This window comes from Emticicia sp. BO119, from assembly GCF_013912375.1.
Classification (GTDB): Bacteria; Bacteroidota; Bacteroidia; order Cytophagales; family Spirosomataceae; genus Emticicia.
Window position 1 is genome coordinate 84072 of record NZ_JACETV010000001.1, and the last position, 21012, is coordinate 105083.

A 21012-nucleotide genomic window follows, 5' to 3' on the forward strand; every position below is an offset into this window, starting at 1 on the left:
ACTTCTGTTCATGAAACTATTAGAATGATGCTTCAATTTTTTTATTGGTTTGCCAGAGTGTCAATCGGGCAATGGTGTCAATAATAGAGAAAATAATCAGTTTTAAGAACAGGGAGATGCTATTTTGCATCTCCCTGAATATATTATACCATTTCATGTTCTGACTCGTGTGCAATTTTCTCAATCTGTTTCATGCGTTCAAAATCTTTATTACGCGACAAGAAAGAGTAGATAGCCGGAATAACATATAAGGTTAAAACCAATGAAAACAATAAACCTCCCATAATTACAATACCCATCGACATACGGCTTTTTCCGGCCGAACCTAATGCGAATGCAATAGGAGCCGCACCTAATACAGTAGCAAAACTGGTCATTAAGATAGGACGGAAACGCATAGCTGCCGCTTCAATAGCCGCCTCCTTAATTGACATACCTTTTTCTCGTAGCTGATTGGCAAACTCTACAATCAGGATACCATTTTTTGTTACAAGACCAATCAGCATAATCATACCAATCTGGCTGAAAATATTCAACGTCTGATTGAAGTACCACAATGAGAACACCGCACCAGCTACCGCCAAAGGTACAGTAAGCATAATAATGAATGGGTCTACGAAACTCTCAAACTGCGCTGCAAGAATCAGATAAACCAATACAAGGGCTAATATGAAAGTAAATAAAGTATTTGAAGAACTCTCGGCAAAATCGCGTGAAGAACCCGATAAGGCTGTTCTGATAGACTCATCATGCAGCTTGTCTCTGATGGCATCCATTGCCTTAATCCCATCACCGATGGTTTTACCCGGTGCCAGCCCGGCAGATACAGTAGCACTCATATAGCGGTTGAAGTGATACAACTGTGGCGGACTGCTCTGTTCTTCTGCTTTTATAATATTATCTAACTGTACTAATTCGCCCTGATTATTTTTTACGAACGTACTTTTCAAATCCAGTGGCTCATCTCTGTTTGCACGGTCAAACTGGCCAATAACCTGATACTGGCGGCCATTCATCGTAAAATATCCAAAACGCTGTCCGGCAAAAGCCAATTGCATGTTTTGTGCTACATCAGCCACAGAAATACCCATGCTCTTTGCTTTCTCACGATCAATAGATATTTCCAGCTCCGGTTTGTTAAATTTCAGGTTCATATCAGACACCACAAAAGTAGGGTCTTTAGAAACTTCATCCATAAACTTAGGCATATACTCTCGTAGCTTCTCAAAATCAGGTGCCTGAATTACATATTGCACCGGTAAACCTCCCCGAGCATCCACAGCAATAGTCTGCTGCTGTATTACGATCGAACGGGCATCAGGCATTCCTTTCAGTTTTCGGGTGGCCATATCAACAATTTCCTGTTGAGAACGCTTACGTTCTTTTTTGTCTTTCAGGGCAATACGGGCAAATGCAGTATTAGGTGAGCCGGAACCAGAGAATCCTGGAGCTGTTACGGTCATAATACCCTTCGCTTCTGGTATCGAATCCTCTAACATCTTACTCATTTTTAACACATAGTTGTCCATATACTCAAAAGAAGAGCCTTCTGGTGCAGTAACCGAAACCCGAAACCAGTTACGGTCATCTAAAGGAGCAATTTCTTGCTGAATATCTCTACCGAAAAACCAGATAATACCCAGAGTTAAAAACAGAATCGGTACTGCCAGCCAGCGCATTTTCATGAAGCTTGTCAGGCGGTCACGATAACCATTGATAATCCTCTCAAAAAAGGGCTCTGTTTTTTCGTAGAACCACGAGCGCTTATTTGTTTTTCTGACTAAGTAGGCATTGAGCATGGGTGTAAGTGTCAGAGATACGAAGGCCGAAATCAGTACGGCAGATGCCAGGACAATACCAAACTCCCGGAATAACTTACCTACAAAGCCTTGCATGAAGATTACAGGCAGGAAAACCGATGCCAGAGTTATTGAAGTAGAAATTACCGCAAATATAATCTCGTTAGCTCCTTTTATGGCAGCTTCTATAGGTTTCATTCCCTCTTCTATCTTTTTATAAATATTTTCAGTTACAACAATACCGTCGTCAACTACAAGACCAGTTGCCAGAACAATCGCTAAGAGGGTTAGTACATTCACCGAGAAACCCAACACGTACATCACAAAGAAAGTACCGATTAAGGAAACCGGAATATCAATCAGTGGTCTTACGGCAATAATCCAGTCGCGGAAGAACAAGAAGATAATAATAACCACCAGACCAATAGCAATCAATAATGTTTCACCTACCTCTTCTACTGAGTTCTGAATAAAAACCGTGTTGTCGAGCAACACATCCATCTTATAATCTTTCGGCAAATCACGCTTGATTTCAGCCAAACGTTTTTTAATCTCCTTAGAAATTTCGAGATAGTTTGTGCCGGGTTGAGGTACAATAGCCAGGCCAATCATCGGAATCCCGTTTAAGCGTAGAATGGTTTCTTCGTTTTCAGGGCCAAGCTGAATAATACCTATATCCTTAAAACGAATGATTTTATCACCAATGGTTTTCACTATCAGGTTTTCAAAGTCTGTTTCGTTTTTAAAACGGCCAACCGTTTTTACGGTTAGCTCGGTGTTATCTCCGGCTAATTTCCCACTTGGCAACTCTACATTCTCCCGGTCAAGTGCCTGCTTTACATCTTGGGTAGTTACACCCTGAGCTGCCATTCGGGTCGGATCCATCCATAAGCGCATGGCATATTTTTTCTGTCCCCAGATCATTACCGAGCTTACACCCTGAATAGTCTGTAAGCGTTGGGCAACCACGTTTTCAGCCATATCGCTGATTTCGAGGTGAGAACGTGCTTCGCTCTGAAGCAACATACTCATGATAGGGTCAGAGTTAGCATCAGCCTTAGATACGGTTGGTGGGGCATCAATATCCTGCGGTAACTGGCGCACCGCACCTGATACTTTATCACGCACATCGTTTGCCGCCCGTTCCATATCAACCCCCAGTTCAAACTCAATAGTAATCTGGCTTGTACCAACATTTGAAGACGAACTGATAGATTTTACACCTTCAACACTATTAAGGTTTTTTTCGAGTGGCTCAGTAATCTGAGATTCAATAATATCGGCATTAGCACCGGCATAAGCAGTACGCACTGACACTACAGGGGGGTCAATAGACGGGTATTCCCGTACACCCAGAAATGTGTAGCCGATAACACCAAACAAAATGATGATAAGGTTCATCACGATGGCTAATACCGGGCGTTTGATGGAAATGGTTGATATAGACATAATTTTGCAAGTTTCTTTGTTAACTCATGCCACAAAGCATGATTAAGTATCTTATTTCACAACCTGTTTTACTTTCACAGGAGCCTCTTTCTTAATTGACATAATGCCACTTATAATTAAAGAGTCACCAGACGCAAGTCCACTTGTAATCTGAATATTTTTTTCATTACGCAAGCCGGTTTCTACCATTTTTTCGGCTACTTTTCCGTTTTGCATTACATAAACTTTCTTCCCTTTCAATACCGGAATAATAGCTTCTGTAGGTACCATGATTGCCTGCGAAATATCAAGATCAACCGTTACTTTCACGAACATACCAGGAATTAACCTGTCGTTCGGATTCTGAGCCAATGCTCTTACTTTCAATGTGCGTAAATTTGGGTCAATTTTTGGGTCTATCGCCACAATTGTAGCCGAATAGCTGGTGCTTTGGCCTTCTACTTCAAACTTTACACCACTACCTAATTTTATTTGTGTTGAATATTTCTCAGGAATTGTAAAGTCAATTTTTACAGGATTAGTCTGTACCAATGTTGCCAGCGATGTAGACGGCGAGACATAAGCTCCCTGACTTACATTTTTAAAACTTATTTTTCCTGAGAACGGAGCCTTCAAAACTGTTTTTTCAATGCTTGTTTCTAAAAACTCTTTATCTGCATCAAGCGTATTCAGTGTATTAGAAGTAATTTCGTACTCTTCTCTGCTAATAGCATTAATTTCCAATAGTTTCTTCTGGCGGGCATCGGTTTGTTTGGCGAGTTCAATCTGATAATTGATTTTTTTCAATTGTGCCTGCAAATCAGTGTCTTTAATTTTGGCAATTACCTGCCCGGCAGCCACTCTGCTACCTTCTTTAATATTCAACGCAACGATTCGCCCTGCAGCCTCCGACATCAACTGAACTTCCTCATTCGGGAAAACAGTACCAGGCGAAGTAACCGCGTTATCAAGCGTTGCATAACTCGTAACAAATATATTTACCGCAATAGGCTGGCCACCTCCGGCGCCACCCGGGCCACCGCCTTTACCTTTTTCTCCTCCTCTTCCGCCAGCTGCTGCTCCACCGCCCGGACCACCGGATTTGTCTGCCGGTTTGTTAAAAAAGAAAATTTTGCCCAGCACAAGCACAACAACAACTGCAATAATAGTTAGTATGGTACGCATCTTAAATTTTGTCTTGATTTTAATTATAGGGTGAGTAATTTAGGAATAAGTGTAAATTCAATAAAATTTATACGATTAATAATTTATTAATAGAAACGTAAAAAAAAGATTTTTTTTTACGAAAGTAAGTGATTTTAGTAATTGTAACTATAAATAAACGACAAATTAGTCGTTTTTGACGACTATTTATTAAAAAACGTATTATGAGCAGAAATAACCAGATTTGAAGCTGAATCCACCGTTTAAAAAGCTAAATCGGCCATATACTTATTTTGGATAGGAGTGTTCGGAGGGGTTATCTAATTTTGGTAAAGAATTCAATAGCTACCTTAAAATTAATGCCATGAAAGCAAATCTGAATATCAAAAATGACAATCTTGTAAGAGTAGGCGGACACAAAAGGTTTAACCCGTCTATTATAGTTTTAATGGAAGCCGACATTAACTATACCAAAGTTCACCTTAATTCGGGTAAAATAGTTTATGTAGCCACTAATCTGAAAAAATTAGAAGAAAGATTAGCCACCAATGTTTCATTTTTTCGTTCACACCGCTCGTTTATCATTAATCTCAATCACGTTAATACCTGTGGCGAAGATACAGTCCAGTTGGCTAACAACAAAACTGTACTGGTTGCCCGCCGCCGAAAAGAAGCACTGGTTCAGAAACTGGCCTGTCTGAAAATGGCAGTTTAAAATATTTTTATAAGTTGATTAAATAAAATAGCGGATAGCCATTTCGTAACCCTTCATACCTAATCCACAAATCATGCCTTTGCATCGGCTTGTCAGATAAGAATGATGACGGAAAGCCTCACGGGCATGAATATTAGAAATATGTACTTCTATTGCCGGAGTTTTGATAGCCGAAAGGGCATCTGCAATGGCAATAGAAGTATGTGTATAAGCCCCTGCATTAATTATCAACCCATCAAACTCTACACTTCCATAACCTATTTCATGTATTTTATCAATAATACCACCCTCATGGTTCGATTGGTAGTAATGCAAATCAATTGTTGAAAACATTTCTTTCAATTCAGCCAGATAATCTTCAAAAGTCTGACTTCCGTAAATGTGCGGCTCTCTTCTTCCAAGCAGATTTAAGTTAGGACCATTGATAATAATAATTTTTTTCATCAGAAAGGCTATTGATTGAATGATTCAGTATTTTTACGGCAAGTTACAAAAACGATTTGTGTTTACTGATAAAATTTACCGTTTTGAATTGGCCTATCTATATTCAACATTTTAAAAACTATCTTCGGCTTGAGCGGTCCATGTCTGAAAACTCTATTGAAGCCTATCTGAGAGATGTTGAAAAATTGAGCCAGTTTGCAGCGATAGCTGAACGCAATCCCGCTCCCGAAACTATTACTGAAAGAGATATCTCAGATTTTCTTGAATACATCAACCAGTTCGGGCTTACAACTGCCTCACAAGCCCGTATCCTGTCAGGTATCAAAGCTTTTTATAAGTACCTCGCATTAGAAAATATAATCCAGATAGACCCGACTCAACTCATTGAAGCCCCCAGAACAGGTAGAAAATTGCCCGATACACTTTCCTTTCCTGAAATTGAACAGCTATTAGAATTAATTGATCTATCAACCGCCGAAGGCACCCGTAACCGCGCAATTCTGGAGGTATTATATAGTTGCGGTGTCCGGGTTTCCGAACTGGTCGACTTAAAACTAACAAACTGTTACTTCGATATCGGGTTTATCAGAGTAGTGGGTAAAGGTAATAAAATGAGGTTAGTGCCGATTGGCAGAGACGCTGTCAGATACACCAAAATTTACCTTGAAAACATCAGAAATCATTTGGATATAAAACCCGAGGCAGAAGATATTGTATTTTTGAACCGGAGAGGCAAGCCTTTGACAAGGGTAATGATTTTTCTGATTATTAAAGAATTGGTCGAGCGCGCAGGTATTCATAAAAATATTTCGCCCCATACCTTCCGTCATTCATTTGCAACACACCTCATAGAAGGCGGAGCCGATTTAAGAGCAGTGCAGGAAATGCTGGGGCATGAGTCTATCACCACCACCGAAATATATACCCATTTAGACAGAACGTTTTTGCAGGAAACGCTCAGAAGTTATCACCCAAGAGAAAATATTAAGATGAAACAGATAAAGAAATAATTAAATCTGATAGGCTATGAAAAAACATAACAATAAGATTGTTACCTTGACGGTCAGTCCGGCTGTTGATAAGAGTACTAAATTTGCAGGTCTGGTGGCTGAACAGAAAATCAGATGCGAAACCCCTCATTTTGATGCAGGCGGCGGAGGAATCAATGTTTCCAAGGCCATTGCCCGCTTAGGTGGCAATTCATTGGCTGTTTTTACAGTTGGTGGAGCAACAGGTGAGCTATTGCAGGACTTGGTAAAGAAAGAAGGCGTTGACTTTCAGGCCATCAGAACTGAAAGCTGGACGCGGGAAAGCTTCATAGCCGTTGATACCATCACCAATGCGCAGTATCGCTTTGGTATGCCAGGGCCGGCTATTACAGATATGGAAGCAAAAGAAATACTGAAAACTGTAGAAGAAGCAAAGCCCGGTTTTCTGGTTGCCAGTGGTAGTTTAGCCCCTGGTTTAGGCGATGATTTTTATGAAAAGGTTGCAGCTGTTTCTCGCAAAGTTGGTACAAAACTGATTGTCGATACGTCAGGTGCTGCCTTAGAAAAAGCTGTTAATGAAGGCGTTTTTCTTCTTAAACCAAATGTAGGCGAATTAGCCAGACTTGTAAAAGCCGAGTCTTTGGAAATCAATGAAGTAGATGATGCCGCCAGAGAAATAATCAGCCACGGCAAGTGCGAAGTCGTGGTGGTTTCGTTGGGGCCACAAGGAGCAGTTTTGGTGACAAAAGATATATGCGAACATATCCCGGCTCCGCCTGTGCAGAAGAAAAGTACCGTAGGCGCAGGCGACAGTATGGTGGGTGGAATGGTATGGGCCTTATCAGAAGGCAAAGATTACCATGAAATGCTTCGTTGGGGTGTAGCTTGTGGGTCGGCAGCTACAATGAACGAGGGTACACAATTATTTACAAAACAAGATGCACATAAACTCTTTAAATGGTTAAATACTTATGGAGAAAAATATCAGATTCATAATCTTTAGTTTAGTAGTCCTGAGTAATCAGGCTTTTGCCCAGCTCATTCATTCGCACAATGACTACGAGCAGAAAGAGCCTTTTTATGCTGCCTACAATCTGGGCTTTGACTCTATCGAAGCCGATTTATATATCAAAAATGGTAAATTATATGTGGCACACGACTGGAAGAACATAACCCGGAAACGAACCTTCAAGGCTTTATACTGGAAACCCCTTCTGGCTAAAATCAGAACTAATAAAGGGTATGCCTATCCCGATAAGAAAGAATTATACCTCTTGCTTGATTTGAAAAAAGATGGCAAGCTGATAATGGCAGAACTCGAAAAACTGATTAAACACCACAAAAAAGATTTACAGCATGTGCACATTACCATTAGTGGTGATATGCCCAAACCAGAAGAGTTTGAGCAATACGATAAACTCTTTTTCTTTGATGGCAGAAGAAATACACAGTACTCTGATGATGCCTATAAAAGAGTAGATATGGTAAGTGCCAGCTTCCTGGATTTTGGCAAATACTGGCCCGGAAAACAGGAACTGCCCGAAGAAACCTACCAGAATATAAGGGCATTCGTGATGTCAAATCATGCAAAGGGCAAAAGGGTAAGAATCTGGGGAACACCCAATACAACCCTTGGCTTTGAGACCCTTAAAAAACTGGATGTCGATTTTATTGGTACCGATGATTTAGACTTATTGAAAAAATTTGTTGATAAATAAAATTAAGTTTACTACCTTGTAATCAGTATTTTTTCAAATAATTACATATAGATAATAGCGTTACTTTTTGCTGGCTGATTGTCTCTATCGTAATATAATAGGTAGATTGTCAATTTTATTAAAATTGATGAGTTATCGTTTTCCTTTTTGAGTTCATCATTCATACAACAGCTAAAAGACTGGCAAGGCCTTGAGTGAATAAAGAATTTTGATTGATGCGAAATACCGCAGGAAGGTTTTTCGTATCCATACTTATTTATTCATTAGCTATTGGTTAGTTAATGCCACTTGCTATGGAATGAAACAAAAAAACGCTGATGAGTACCAAAATAGCCCAAAATGAAAACAAAAGTAAGGGGAACCTTGAAAAAAAGACATCTTCTGGTTTTACAGGTAAACATCAGAGTTTACAGGAATTAGAAGAAAGGTTAAATCTCTTGATGGTTAATACCGATGAGTGTCTTCTGGTAGTAGATACTAACTTGGATATTATTACCTGTAATCTTAAGTTTGAAGAATTATATAGTATTTATTTTGGAGTAAAAATTATAAAAGGTACAAGTGTTCTTTCTTATACCCAACCCGAACGTGTCGAAATTCTAAGGCAGCTATATACCAGAGTATTAGGAGGAGAACCCCTTGAAACAGAAATTCAGGTACTTGCACCTGATGGTTCAGTTTGTTTTTTTCTGAATAAGTTTAAGCCAATCTACGATACAAGCCGCATAATCATAGGTGCTTTTGTTTCATCATATGATATTACTGCCAATAAAAAAACAGAGATGGCTCTTCGCCAGAGTGAAGAAAAATACCATTATATTGTTGAAAACGCTTTAGATGGGTTTATCTTTAGCGAAAGAGATGGCACAATTCTGGACGCAAATAAGACCTCCTGCCAGATATTTGGCTACACAGTAGAGGAGTTCAGAAAACTGAAGTGGCATGATATCATACTTTATGATCCTGAAATTATTAATAAGTACAGAGAAGAAAGAGACTTAAATGGTAAGGTAAGAGGAGAGTTAACATGTGTACATAAAAGCGGCAGACATTTCCCGTGTGAGTTTTCAACAGTATTCTATGGTGGAAGCAACGGAAAAAATGACGGAAGAATCAGCACTTTTATCAGTGATATTTCAGAAAGAAAGAGAGCAGAGAAAGAGGCTATATTAAGAGAAAAGCGTTTTTCTTCATTAGTAGAGCATGGGGCTGATGGAGTGGCCATTCTGTCGACTGGGGGCATTCCTATCTACATTTCTCCATCAATCGAAAAAGTTTTGGGTTATACAGTTGAAGAATCTATTACACTGGATTTGTTTTCAGCCACTCATCCGGATGATATGATTTATGTGCAGACAGCCTGGATGGAGATGTTGTCTAAACCGGGTGTGCCCGTTTTGGGTGAAGTTGCAAGAATCAGACATAAAGACGGAAACTGGCGATGGATTGAGGGTACATTGATTAATATGTTGCATGAGCCGGGCATTGAAGGTATTGTGAATAATTTCAGAGATGTAACTAACAAAATACTGGCCGAACAGGAAAAGGAATTTGAAAGGAGAGATAAAGAAGCCCTCATTAATAATACAGAAGACCTGATATGGAGTGTGAGCAAAGACTTCAGACTCATAGCAGGCAACAGAGCCTTTATAGAGTCAATGCGGAAAACGACCGGAGTAATAGTTGTGCCGGGTGACTTTTTATTAATGAGTGATTATTTTGATCGCAGATTTATAGAGTTCTGGCGAACGCTGTATTCAAGAGGGTTAAGCGGAGAATCTGTTAAAGAAGAAGCATTTATTGCAGGGTTACTCGGCGGCGAAAACCTCTGGATTGAAGTAAGTATCAATCCTATTCAGGACCGAACCGGAATTATCGGTTTAGCTTGCTATTCAAGAGATATTACGAAACAAAAAGAGTTACAGGAAAATCTGGTTGAAAGCGAAGAAAAATTCAGGGCAGCCTTTCAGTTTTCAGCTATTGGCATGGCAATTGTAGGGTTAGATGGTAGGTTTCTGGCCGTAAATGACAGCCTTTGTAAGATAACTGGTTATAGTGCAGAAGAGATGAAAACCCTTACTTACAGAGACATTACACATCCTGATGACTACGAGAAAGATGAAAAATTCTTTAAAGAGCTTATAAATGGGAAGAATGAAGCCTATCAGATAGAAAAAAGGTACATACATAAGCATAAGCACATAGTATGGATACACCTTGCTATCTCGTTGGTAAGGCATAAATATGGCGAGCCACTTCACTTTGTTTCGCAGATTAATGATATTACGCAACGAAAAAGAGACGAATTACACCTGTTAGCGCTGAACCTGAATCTGAACCAGCGGGCAGAGCAATTGAGTGCCAGTAATGCCGAATTGGAACAGTTTGCCTATGTGGCTTCACATGATTTGCAAGAACCCTTGAGAATGATTACGGGTTTCCTGACCCAATTAGACAAAAAATATAAAGAACAGCTTGACGACAGAGCGAAACAATATATAAATTTTGCGGTAGACGGAGCAAGCCGCATGAGGACGATTATTTTAGACCTGTTGGAGTATTCAAAAATAGGTAGAAAAGAATATGAGCTTGACTGGGTGAATATGAACGAACTTGTGCAGGAGGTAGTACAGAAAAATATCTGGCAACAGGAGGGAGCCATAATAGAATGGGAAGATTTGCCTTCTATCTACGGAGCAAAACTACCTTTGTATCAGCTAATGCAAAACCTTATATCTAATGCCATTAAATACAGGAAGCCGAACGAAATCCCCAAGATAAATATCACAGCCATAGATAACCATAAGCATTGGCAGTTTTCGGTAGCTGATAATGGCATAGGAATAGAAAAGCAGTTTTTTGATAAGATTTTTATCCTTTTCCAAAGGCTTCATCATAAAGAAGAATACTCTGGCACAGGTATAGGATTAGCTATTTGTAAGAAAATTATTGATAATCATAACGGCAGAATATGGGTAGAGTCAGAGTATGGTAGTGGTAGTACATTTCATTTCATCATTAATAAGTAATTTCTGAAATATGAATATACAGTCCCTTAACTCTATAAATCTATGGAACCGGTACATATTTTATTAGTTGAAGACAACGAAGGTGATATTTTTCTGACAACAGAAGCATTGAACGAAAGTAAAATAGCAAATCAGTTAAGTACTGTGAGAGATGGCTGGGAAGCTATGCAGTTTTTAGAAAAGAAAGCAGGGTATGGGCAGGTAAAAATGCCTGATTTAATAGTATTAGATGTGAATTTGCCAAAGATGAATGGCCATGAAGTGTTGATAGCTATTAAATCTAATGAAAGCCTTAAACATATCCCTGTAATTATGCTTACTACTTCTTCGTCAGAAAAAGATATTTATCAATCTTATAAAAACTATGTCAACTGTTATATTACCAAGCCCATTGATGCCGGCGATTTTCTGAAAGTAGTTACTTCAATCGAAAATTTCTGGATTTCCATAGTTACATTACCTAAAGTTCCAAGTCATTAAATGTCAGTTTTTGTCAAACAACTAAATATTCTCGTAGTAGAAGATAACCCGGGTGATTATTTTCTGATAGAAGAATATCTTTCAGATGAGAGATTGCCCGGTAATATCTTTCATGTAAGAACTTTAGTAGAACTCAAAGCTAAGTTATTGACTAATACTTTGTTTGACATTATCCTGCTCGACCTCTCTTTACCCGATGGCAGTGGTGAAGCACTCGTCAGAGAAGTGTTAGCCATTGCTCATGAAATACCTGTTATTGTTCTGACAGGCTACGCCGATAAAGATTTTGGTGTCAGGAGTTTATCGTGGGGGATAGCCGACTATCTCCTGAAAGATGAACTAAATGCCTCATTACTGACAAAGAGTACACTCTATAGCATAGAGCGGCGCAAAATAAATATCTCTCTGCGTGAGTCAGAAAAAAGATATAAAGAGTTGTTTCATCTGAACCCAGTACCTATGTGGGTCTATGAAATAAACACCTTACAGTTTTTAGATGTAAATCAGGCTGCAATTGCGCACTATGGTTATTCGAAGGAAGAGTTCCTGAAAATGAATATTTTACAGATTCGCCCCAAAGAGAGTATCCCCGAGGTAATAGAGACCATACACGAAATCAAGAATTATGGGAAGAGCGTCAAAAAAATCTGGCGGCACCTGAAAAAAAATGGTGAGCTGATGTATGTTGAGATTGAAGGAAATCTCATTGATTTTGTAGGCAAAAAAGCACGCCTGATATTAGCAACAGACATTACAGAAAAATTAGAAGTAGAAAATGCTCTTAAAATAAGTGAACAACGGTTTAAGGTATTGGTGCAGGATGGAGCCGACCTGATGACGATTATTGACCGTGATGCGAGGTTCAGATATGTAAGTCCCAATCATGCCACTATTGTAGGTTATGAGCCAGTAGACTTACTATATAAAAAAGTATATGAATTTGTACATAAAGATGATATAAAGCGAATGCTGGAAACTACTAACAGTCTTAATTTGCATAAGAGTGTTAGTATTGCCCCTTATAGGTTTAAGCACGCAAATGGTAGCTGGGTATGGTTAGAAACAACCATCACTAACCTGCTGAACGATTCTGCTATTCAGGGGATAGTCTCCAACTCCAGAGATATAGGCAAAAGAATTGAATATGAAAGAAAACTCAGACAAACCAACGAGCGCTACGAAGCAGTAGCCCAGGCCACCAGCGATGCCATATGGGATTGTGATTTGAGAACAAAAAAGACATTTATAACTGGTAATGGCTATCAGAAACTTTTTGGATATGCATTTGTAAATGAATATCTCGATATGAATTTCTGGGAAGACCATCTGCACCCTGATGACAAAGAAAGAGCAACTGGTATCCTTGCTGATGCGCTGGTAAATTCAAGAACACAATGCTCGTCAGAATATCGTTTTCTGAAAGCTGACGGAGAATATGCCTATGTACACGACAGAGCTTTTATTATTTATGAAAACAATAAACCTGTCAGAGCCTTAGGGGCGATGCAGGATATTACAACCCGTAAATATCAGGAGAGCATTTTAGCTATCGAAAAAGAGATTTATGCCCTTAATGCTACAGAGGGCATATCATTAGATGACATTTTAGAAAAACTTATTGATGATATTGAAGATTTAATTCCGCATTCAATTTGCTCTATTGTTCGGCTAAAAGATGGGAAAACCTTACATCATATTGCCGGGAATGCTATTCCTGAAGCTTATATTATGGCTATTGAGGGTTTAACTATCGGGCCAACTGCCGGGTCATGCGGCACTGCCATGTTTTTGGGGGAACCTGTTATTGTTACAGATATTAACAAGGATTACCTCTGGAGAAATTACCGGGATATTGCTCACGAGCATAACCTTAATGCCTGTTGGTCTATTCCGATTAAAAAAAGTGATGGGGAGGTAATAGGTAGTTTTGCGACTTATTACCATACCAACAAATCACCAAAGCCCCATGAAACAAGTTTTATAGAGCGGGCTGCCAATTTAGTAGGGGTGTTGCTGGAAAACAGAGAAGCCAGTGAAAAAATAAAGCAGTCGAAGGAGAGATATGACATTGTGATGAAAGCAACCAGCGACACCATCTGGGATCTGGACATTATCAAAGACAGAATCACCTACAATAAAGGCATAAGCAGAATTTTTGGATATTCCTTAGATCACCTTGAGATTGAAAATGTACAGGAATGGTGGAAAAAAAGCATACATCCCGAAGATTTAGGGAAAGTAGGCGATAAACTCAATGATGTTTTTGAAAAAAGACAATCTAAAATCCAGATTGAGTATCGGTTCCGTTGTGCTGACGGGTCTTACAAATATGTATTAGACAGAGGATTTATTGTAGTAGATAACGACCATAATCCAATCAGGATTATCGGAGCCATGCAGGATATTACGCGTAAGAAAGAGGAAGAAAACCGGTTAAGGCTATTAGAATCGGTTATTACAAATGCAACCGATGCTGTTTTAATTACAGAAGCTAATCTGATAGAAGAACCCGGCCCTGTAATTGTTTATGTAAATGATGCCTTTACAAAAATGACAGGCTATAGCAGAGAAGAAGTAATCGGTAAAAATCCACGCTTTTTGCAGGGAGAAAACACAGATAAACATGAACTGCAAAAACTGAAAAGTGCATTGCTTAACCGGGAAAGCCATGAAATGGAATTGATAAATTATAAAAAGAATGGTGAGGAGTTCTGGGTAAATATATCAATTGCACCTATGGCCGATAGCACCGGATTATACACCCATTGGATCGCCATCCAGAGAGATGTAACCGAGCGGAAAAACAGAGAAATAGAAAGAGAGCAACTCATTAAAGAGTTGAACAACAGCAACGAAGACCTCCGACATTTTTCTTATATCACCTCTCACAATTTCAAAGCCCCTTTATCAAATCTGATTGGATTTTTGAACATTATTGATGAAATACCTATTGAGAATCAGATGCTAAGTCAGATTATTCAGGGGTTTAAAGTATCTACGCATTTATTGAACGATACAATTAATGATTTGATAAAAATCCTCATTATCAGAGATACTGATTCATTCGAGCAAAAGAATATCTCTTTTACAAAAATCATGAATCAGGTAATGACACAAGTAGAGAACCTGATTGTTGAATCAGGAGCAAAAATTGAAACAGATTTTAAAAGTGCCCCTTCAGTTATCTTTAACGAAACTTATCTGGAGAGTATCCTGCTAAATTTGCTGACTAATGCCATTAAATACCGAGCCTATAATAGACCATTGAAAGTACAGGTAACTACAGAACATCAGGCAGGTTTTGTGGTACTGACATTTGAAGACAACGGAATAGGAGTGGATTTAGAGAAGCATAAAGAAAAAATGTTTGGGTTATACCAGAAATTCCATGACAGACCCAATAGTAAAGGCATGGGTTTATATCTGATTAAATCTCAGTTAGAAAGTCTTGGTGGCAGTATAGATGTTGAAAGTAAAGTTGATGTCGGAACCAGGTTTATTTTAAAATTTAAACAGCAAAATGATAAAAAAACTACTTTGCATTGATGATGATACAACCACATTAATGCTAATTAAAATGGTAATAGAAAAGGCTTCCTTTGCCAAAGAAGTAGTAACAGCTATGAATGGCAAAGAAGCATTGGAATTCTACCACAATTTATTAAAAGAACCGGCTGATAAGAGGGCGGATTACCCGCAATTGATTTTTCTTGATCTCAATATGCCTGTCATGGGCGGATGGGAATTTTTAGATGAATTTGTCAATACCCTCTTGCCTCAGTTTCCTGCAACCAAGGTGGTCGTTCTTTCGTCATCGGCCAATCCGGTTGATAAAGAAAAGGCCAAACAGTATGATATTATCATCGGGTATATCTCAAAACCAATTACCGCCGACTTATTGAAGATGTTGGTAAAGAAATAAACCGAATTTACTAAATTTGGCACTCTTAAGCCGAACGCTGCCGGTGTTCGGGTAATTTAATAAGTCAGATGCAGATTTTTTATGCCATTGCCGAAGCGCAGGAATACCTTAAAACCCAGCAGAAAGCCGGAAAAACCATTGGTTTTGTGCCAACCATGGGGGCTTTACATGCCGGTCATATCTCTTTGATTGAATCTTCACGAAAAGATAATGATTTAACTGTTTGCAGTATTTTTGTCAACCCAACCCAGTTCAATAATCCCGAAGATTTAAAGAAGTATCCCCGTACACTCGAAAAAGATTGTGAGTTGCTGGAAGCTGCCCAATGCGATGTCGTATTTGCTCCCACTGCCGAAGAAATGTATCCTGCCTTACCCAAACTCAAATTCGATTTTGGTACTTTAGAAACGGTCATGGAAGGTAAATTCCGCCCGGGTCATTTTAACGGGGTCGGTATTGTGGTATCAAAGCTTTTTCATATAGTAAAGCCTGATAAAGCCTATTTCGGCTTAAAAGATTTACAGCAAGTGGCGGTTATCCGCCAGATGGTATCAGATCTGAGTTTTGATTTAACCATTGTTCCCTGCCCGACTTTACGCGAAGCAGACGGATTGGCGATGTCTTCACGTAATATGCGTCTGTCTGCCGAAGCCCGTGCTTTGGCTCCTCATATTCATCAGCTTTTAGAATTAGCCAAAGATAAACTATTAAACAGAGAGTCTTCAGCACATACACAGGCATTTGCAGAAGATTATTTCAGAAAATATCCGGAGTTTGAGTTAGAATACCTCGAAATAGCAGACTTTGATACTTTAGAGCCTATAAGTCAGGTCAATGTACCCGGTAAAACAGCAATTTGTATGGCAGCATTTTTAGGGGGAGTACGCCTAATTGATAATATCGTTTTCTGAGATGACTAATCTTCCGGATATGGTACAAATACAAATCCGGCAAAATCGTTTTCAATCACAAAAAGGCAGCAGTATTCTTCTGGGTTTTTATAGTTTTCTTTAAACAACTCTATTGATTCTTCACCCACAAGTTTTCGTTGCACAAATTCATCAAGAAAAGAAGCTTTATAGTCAAACTTGGTCTGAAAGTCGGCACTTCTGAATAAAAGCTGGCCAACTTCAACCGGACCTTTGGTTACCACAAAAATAGGATTCTCAGAAAAACCCCGTTTTCTTATCTGGTAAGAGGCTTCTTTCAGGTGGTCGGCAACAATGACAAAATCTTCCGAAACCCGACCCATTATCTTCTTGTCTAATTCAGGAGAATTAGCATCGTCTAAAATTGTATTTTCGTTTGAATGATTAATCATATCTATTAAGAATTTGTGATCGTGTGATTTAGTGAATAAGTGACTGTTAATAATTGCGAATTAGCAAATGGTGAATTAGTGAATAAAAACTGATTTATAATTAAATTATTCACTAATTCACGATTAATCACTAAATCACTAAATTGCTATCAAAGCCTCGCTGCAATCAGCAGTCCTAAGTCTTTATAACGCAAATTAAATCTTTGAGCAATCGGTAGGTTGGTTAAACTACCTTTATAGCAATATACTCCTTTAGTAAACCATTGTTTGGCAAAAATCATTTCTTCAATGCCCCCGATTGTTCCTGTTTTTAATAAAAAAGGTGTAAATACATTGCTCAGCGCAATACTCGCTGTATGAGCCACACGAGAAGCAATGTTCGGTACACAATAGTGTGTTACTCCATATTTCTGAAAAGTAGGCTGTTTATGGGTCGTCATTTCAGAGGTTTCAAAACAACCTCCCTGATCAATGGAAACATCTATAATAATAGAATTTTTTTTCATGCGCGAAACCATCTCTTCCGTCACTACCATTGGCGCCAGTCCGTCTTCAGCACGCATGGCACCAATCACTACATCTGCCCTTGCCAATTCGTTTGTCAGGGTTTCAGAATCAATTATAGAAGTATAAATCTGTTGGCCTATCGTATATTTGATACGTTGTAGACGATAAATATGCTGGTCAAACACCTTTATTTCTGCACCCAGGGCATGAGCCGCTCTGGCAGCATACTCACCAACTGTACCAGAACCTAAAATAACTACTTTAGTTGGCGGAACACCAGTAATGCCTCCTAAAATAATGCCTCTTCCGTTATGTACGCTACTCAGTAATTCGGCAGCTATCAGCATTACAGTATTGCCCGCTATTTCGCTCATGGCCCTGATAATCGGCAACCCACCTACTTTATCCTGTATTAACTCAAAACCAATACCCGTAATCTTCTTTTCATTCAGCCGTTCAAAATATTTCCGGTCAAGGTTTGGTATGTTTAAAGTAGAAATAACCGTCTGGTCACTTTTGAGGTAAGTGATTTCTTTTTCAGTTAATGGCTCAATTTTCAGAATTAAGTCCGACTGAAAAACCTCTTCGGGAGTATAGACAATCTTCGCTCCAGCTTCGCTATAATCATTGTCTGAAAACTTAGCGGCCTCACCTGCACCTTTTTCAAGCACCACTTCATGCCCGTTTTTTACCAGTAAACTTACGGCTTCGGGTGTCAGGGCAATCCGGCTTTCCTGCAAGGAAACTTCTTTTGGAAGACCGATAAAAAGACTCTTTTTGCCTTTTTTTACCATTGCCGGAGATTCTTGCGGATAAAGTACAGATTGGCTATGAGCTAATTCAGAAACAGATTGACCTGTCATAGGTTAGTTACATTTATGTTAATTGCTTAATGCTGGATTAATTTAATTGCAAATTTCGGCTATTTTCGTCAATAACTTCTATCTGAACAGTATAACAATTTTCGGGCAAAAGTGATTCTATTTTTTCAGCCCATTCAAGCAGACAGATATTGCCTGAATCAAAATATTCTTCAACACCAAAGTCGAGGGCTTCTGATTCACGTTTCAGCCGATAAAAATCGAAGTGATAAACAGGGGCTCCTCTTTCTGTAATATACTCATTTACAATAGAAAAAGTGGGGCTTTGCACGGCACTTTCCACACCTAATTCTTTGCATATCGCTTTAATCAGGGTTGTTTTGCCTGCACCCATTTCTCCCTCAAATATCCAGATAGTTTTATCACCGGCCGACCTGATAATTTTCTTTGCAATCTCTTCTAAATCTGCGATATTATAAATCATTTTCCTTCGATTTTTCTGATTCTATTGCAAAAATCGCATAAATCCTTAGAATATTTCCAATCTCAATCCAATAAATAAATTTCGTAAAAAAAATCCTCTTTTTCTTGACAATAAATATGTTTTTGTCTTGTTTTTTCAAGAACTTTGTTAAACGAAAGTCAGTGCTGTAAAATCAACTTTCGTGTTATCTATTTTGTCTATTCCTAATGTATGTTCCAGGACCGTAAACAGATTATCCTAAGCTTTTTCTTTATTGTTTGTGGGGTTTATCTCTTCAGATTGCTGTATCTGCAAGTGATCGATAATAAGTATCAGACATTAGGCTCTACCAACGCCATCAAAAAAGAAGTTCAGGTACCCTTAAGAGGGCAGATTTATGACCGCAATGGCAGACTTTTAGTTGCCAATGTTGATGTTTACGATATGTATGTAATACCCAATAAAGTAAAAAACATAGATACTACCATGTTTTGCAGTTTATTTGGTATTACAAAAGGCTATTTTGACAGTACCATGACTATAGCCAAAACCTATTCGCGCAATAGAGCTTCTTTGTTTTTAAGACAATTATCGGAAGAAGACTACGCAAGAATTTCTGACGCGATGGTGCATTTCCCCGGCTTTTCTTTTGAGTTATCGTTTTTCCGTACTTACCCAGCCCGAACAATGGCTAATGCTCTGGGGTATATTGGAGAAATCAGTAAAAAAGCCTTCGAAGACCAGGAAGTTGAGTATTACCGGAGTGGAGATTATATTGGTATTACAGGTCTCGAAAAACAATATGAAACCGAGTTGCGTGGCAGGAGAGGAGTGAGGTTTACAATGATGAACGTAAAAGGAGAAGATAAAGGCGCTTACGCCAACGGAGAATACGACACACTGGCCGTAATAGGTAAAAACTTGTTTACAACCGTTGATGTAGAAGTACAGCAGCTCGCTGATAGCCTTTTTCAGGGTAAAACCGGATGCGCCGTTGCCATTGAGCCAAACACAGGAGAGATTTTAGCTATGGGGTCGTATCCGTATTATGACCCCAATATGTTATCTGGTAAACAATTTGCCAGAAACTTTAAAGAACTTTACAGAAACCCTGATAAACCTCTTAACGATCGGGTTGCCACAGGCTTTTTCCGGCCAGGCTCTACATTTAAGTTAGTACAGGCACTGGTTGCGTTGCAATTAGGTGCAATTGATCCATCCACTGCTTTCCCATTGGGAGGAGCACCAGTCAAATGCCACCCTCACTCGGGTTCACCAAACGACCTGCATAATGCAGTGCGATTCTCGTGTAATCCGTATTTTTATAATGTTTTCCGCAAAACCATGTCAATGGGTACTGAAACCAACCCATTCAAAGAAGCACCTGTCATGCTCACCAAATGGCATGACATGACCGCCAGGTTTGGTTACGGACAAAAACTCGGAATCGACTTGCCCTCAGAATCAGCAGGGTTATTACCAAGTGTGAAATATTATGATAAACGCTATGGCAAACATCAATGGAAGTTTTCTAATATTTACTCGTTGAGTATCGGTGAAGGCGAAGTTTCAATTAATATGCTTAAAATGGCCAACCTCGCTGCAACTATCGCAAACAGAGGCTACTGGATAACCCCACATCTGGTAAAAGGTGTCGGACAAAACTCGAAGGGAGTTGATGCTTCATTGAAAGAGGTGCATCAGACGGCTATTGACCGCGTACATTATGAGTCAATTATTGGGGGTATGCAGGATGCCGTAGAGCGAGGAACAGTAAGCGGCGGAGCCGGAATTGTTGAAGGGATTGCAATTTGTGGAAAAACGGGTACTTCTCAGAACAAGAAAGGGAAAGATAATTCGATATTTATTGCTTTTGCCCCAAGAGAGAACCCTAAAATTGCCATCGCAGTAATGGTTCAGAATGCAGGATTTGGCGGATCTTACGCTGCACCGATTGCTACCTTGATGATTGAGAAATACCTGAAACGCAAAGTAGAGCGGCTGGCATTGAAAGAAAGAATAATGAATACAAGCATCAAAACAGTAGAAGCGATGGCCGCCAAAGGTTATGAACCTCCGGTTAATAAACCAACTGCGCTTAACAAACCAGCAAAAACGCCCGGAAATCCACAAAAAGAATCTCAGAAATCCGTAAAAGTAGAATTTATAACACCAAAAGAAAAACTCATCGCAGCAAAAAGTACAAAGTAAT

The 21012-nt window shown here is 39.1% G+C and carries 16 protein-coding genes; 10 read left to right on the top strand and 6 right to left on the bottom strand.

Features of this window, described 5'->3' with window-relative positions; genetic code table 11:
- Window positions 1-143: 143 nt before the first annotated feature.
- Both H1R81_RS00395 and H1R81_RS00400 read right to left on the bottom strand, forming a co-directional pair.
- Entirely contained in the window at window positions 144-3248 is a 3105-nt protein-coding gene (locus tag H1R81_RS00395) for an efflux RND transporter permease subunit (protein ID WP_181838688.1), read from the bottom strand.
- Window positions 3249-3299: 51 nt separating this feature from the next.
- A complete protein-coding gene (locus tag H1R81_RS00400; RefSeq protein ID WP_181838689.1) occupies window positions 3300-4412 on the bottom strand; it encodes an efflux RND transporter periplasmic adaptor subunit in 1113 nt (370 codons plus the stop codon).
- Between the two features lie 343 nt (window positions 4413-4755).
- On the opposite strand from H1R81_RS00400, the gene H1R81_RS00405 reads away from it, so the two are divergent.
- Window positions 4756-5106: a LytTR family DNA-binding domain-containing protein gene (locus H1R81_RS00405; RefSeq protein WP_181838690.1), complete on the top strand. Its 351-nt coding sequence runs from the start codon at window positions 4756-4758 to the stop codon at window positions 5104-5106.
- Between the two features lie 18 nt (window positions 5107-5124).
- Here the strand turns inward: H1R81_RS00405 and aroQ are convergent, their stop codons facing one another.
- Complete coding sequence (gene aroQ / locus H1R81_RS00410) at window positions 5125-5550, bottom strand: type II 3-dehydroquinate dehydratase (RefSeq protein WP_181838691.1); 426 nt, start codon at window positions 5548-5550, stop codon at window positions 5125-5127.
- A gap of 83 nt (window positions 5551-5633) precedes the next feature.
- On the opposite strand from aroQ, the gene xerD reads away from it, so the two are divergent.
- The 8 genes from xerD to panC all read left to right on the top strand — a co-directional run bounded on the left by xerD (window position 5634) and on the right by panC (window position 16599).
- Window positions 5634-6560 carry a site-specific tyrosine recombinase XerD gene (xerD, locus tag H1R81_RS00415; protein WP_181838692.1) on the top strand — a complete coding sequence of 309 codons (927 nt, stop codon included), beginning with the start codon at window positions 5634-5636 and terminating at the stop codon, window positions 6558-6560.
- A gap of 16 nt (window positions 6561-6576) precedes the next feature.
- On the top strand, window positions 6577-7542 hold the full coding sequence (locus tag H1R81_RS00420; RefSeq protein WP_181838693.1) for a 1-phosphofructokinase family hexose kinase: 966 nt from the start codon (window positions 6577-6579) through the stop codon (window positions 7540-7542).
- Window positions 7511-8257: a hypothetical protein gene (locus tag H1R81_RS00425; RefSeq protein ID WP_181838694.1), complete on the top strand. Its 747-nt coding sequence runs from the start codon at window positions 7511-7513 to the stop codon at window positions 8255-8257. The genes H1R81_RS00420 and H1R81_RS00425 overlap by 32 nt, the downstream gene beginning before the upstream one ends.
- A 317-nt stretch (window positions 8258-8574) precedes the next feature.
- Window positions 8575-11286: a PAS domain-containing sensor histidine kinase gene (locus tag H1R81_RS00430; RefSeq protein ID WP_181838695.1), complete on the top strand. Its 2712-nt coding sequence runs from the start codon at window positions 8575-8577 to the stop codon at window positions 11284-11286.
- A gap of 42 nt (window positions 11287-11328) precedes the next feature.
- Window positions 11329-11766, top strand: a complete 438-nt coding sequence (locus H1R81_RS00435; RefSeq protein WP_181838696.1) for a response regulator — start codon at window positions 11329-11331, stop codon at window positions 11764-11766.
- The gene (locus H1R81_RS00440; RefSeq protein ID WP_181838697.1) at window positions 11767-15312 is read left to right on the top strand and encodes a PAS domain S-box protein; all 3546 of its coding nucleotides are present in this window, start codon (window positions 11767-11769) and stop codon (window positions 15310-15312) included. It begins immediately after the preceding gene.
- Entirely contained in the window at window positions 15287-15688 is a 402-nt protein-coding gene (locus tag H1R81_RS00445) for a response regulator (protein ID WP_181838698.1), read from the top strand. The genes H1R81_RS00440 and H1R81_RS00445 overlap by 26 nt, the downstream gene beginning before the upstream one ends.
- Window positions 15689-15756: 68 nt before the next feature.
- Window positions 15757-16599, top strand: a complete 843-nt coding sequence (gene panC / locus H1R81_RS00450; RefSeq protein WP_181838699.1) for a pantoate--beta-alanine ligase — start codon at window positions 15757-15759, stop codon at window positions 16597-16599.
- Between the two features lie 5 nt (window positions 16600-16604).
- Here panC and H1R81_RS00455 read toward each other — a convergent pair whose 3' ends face one another.
- From H1R81_RS00455 to tsaE, 3 genes are all read right to left on the bottom strand, one after another.
- Window positions 16605-17009, bottom strand: coding sequence for a hypothetical protein (locus H1R81_RS00455; protein ID WP_181838700.1), 405 nt, complete (start codon window positions 17007-17009; stop codon window positions 16605-16607).
- Window positions 17010-17158: 149 nt separating this feature from the next.
- Window positions 17159-18379 (bottom strand): alanine dehydrogenase, encoded by a 1221-nt coding sequence (locus H1R81_RS00460; protein WP_181838701.1) that lies wholly within the window; start codon window positions 18377-18379, stop codon window positions 17159-17161.
- Between the two features lie 37 nt (window positions 18380-18416).
- The gene (gene tsaE / locus H1R81_RS00465; protein WP_181838702.1) at window positions 18417-18821 is read right to left on the bottom strand and encodes a tRNA (adenosine(37)-N6)-threonylcarbamoyltransferase complex ATPase subunit type 1 TsaE; all 405 of its coding nucleotides are present in this window, start codon (window positions 18819-18821) and stop codon (window positions 18417-18419) included.
- 210 nt (window positions 18822-19031) lie between these two features.
- Here tsaE and H1R81_RS00470 point away from each other — a divergent pair, with 210 nt between their 5' ends.
- Window positions 19032-21011, top strand: a complete 1980-nt coding sequence (locus H1R81_RS00470) for a penicillin-binding transpeptidase domain-containing protein (protein ID WP_181838703.1) — start codon at window positions 19032-19034, stop codon at window positions 21009-21011.
- Window position 21012 lies beyond the last annotated feature (1 nt).

Excerpts from the sequence above, each read along its gene's own strand:
- H1R81_RS00395 (WP_181838688.1), bottom strand. The coding sequence starts at position 3,248 with ATGTCTATATCAACCATTTCCATCAAACGCCCGGTATTAGCCATCGTG.
- H1R81_RS00400 (WP_181838689.1), bottom strand. The coding sequence starts at position 4,412 with ATGCGTACCATACTAACTATTATTGCAGTTGTTGTTGTGCTTGTGCTG.
- H1R81_RS00405 (WP_181838690.1), top strand. The coding sequence starts at position 4,756 with ATGAAAGCAAATCTGAATATCAAAAATGACAATCTTGTAAGAGTAGGC.
- aroQ (WP_181838691.1), bottom strand. The coding sequence starts at position 5,550 with ATGAAAAAAATTATTATTATCAATGGTCCTAACTTAAATCTGCTTGGA.
- H1R81_RS00420 (WP_181838693.1), top strand. The coding sequence starts at position 6,577 with ATGAAAAAACATAACAATAAGATTGTTACCTTGACGGTCAGTCCGGCT.
- H1R81_RS00425 (WP_181838694.1), top strand. The coding sequence starts at position 7,511 with ATGGAGAAAAATATCAGATTCATAATCTTTAGTTTAGTAGTCCTGAGT.
- H1R81_RS00430 (WP_181838695.1), top strand. The coding sequence starts at position 8,575 with ATGAGTACCAAAATAGCCCAAAATGAAAACAAAAGTAAGGGGAACCTT.
- H1R81_RS00435 (WP_181838696.1), top strand. The coding sequence starts at position 11,329 with ATGGAACCGGTACATATTTTATTAGTTGAAGACAACGAAGGTGATATT.
- H1R81_RS00440 (WP_181838697.1), top strand. The coding sequence starts at position 11,767 with ATGTCAGTTTTTGTCAAACAACTAAATATTCTCGTAGTAGAAGATAAC.
- H1R81_RS00445 (WP_181838698.1), top strand. The coding sequence starts at position 15,287 with ATGATAAAAAAACTACTTTGCATTGATGATGATACAACCACATTAATG.
- panC (WP_181838699.1), top strand. The coding sequence starts at position 15,757 with ATGCAGATTTTTTATGCCATTGCCGAAGCGCAGGAATACCTTAAAACC.
- H1R81_RS00455 (WP_181838700.1), bottom strand. The coding sequence starts at position 17,009 with ATGATTAATCATTCAAACGAAAATACAATTTTAGACGATGCTAATTCT.
- H1R81_RS00460 (WP_181838701.1), bottom strand. The coding sequence starts at position 18,379 with ATGACAGGTCAATCTGTTTCTGAATTAGCTCATAGCCAATCTGTACTT.
- tsaE (WP_181838702.1), bottom strand. The coding sequence starts at position 18,821 with ATGATTTATAATATCGCAGATTTAGAAGAGATTGCAAAGAAAATTATC.
- H1R81_RS00470 (WP_181838703.1), top strand. The coding sequence starts at position 19,032 with ATGTTCCAGGACCGTAAACAGATTATCCTAAGCTTTTTCTTTATTGTT.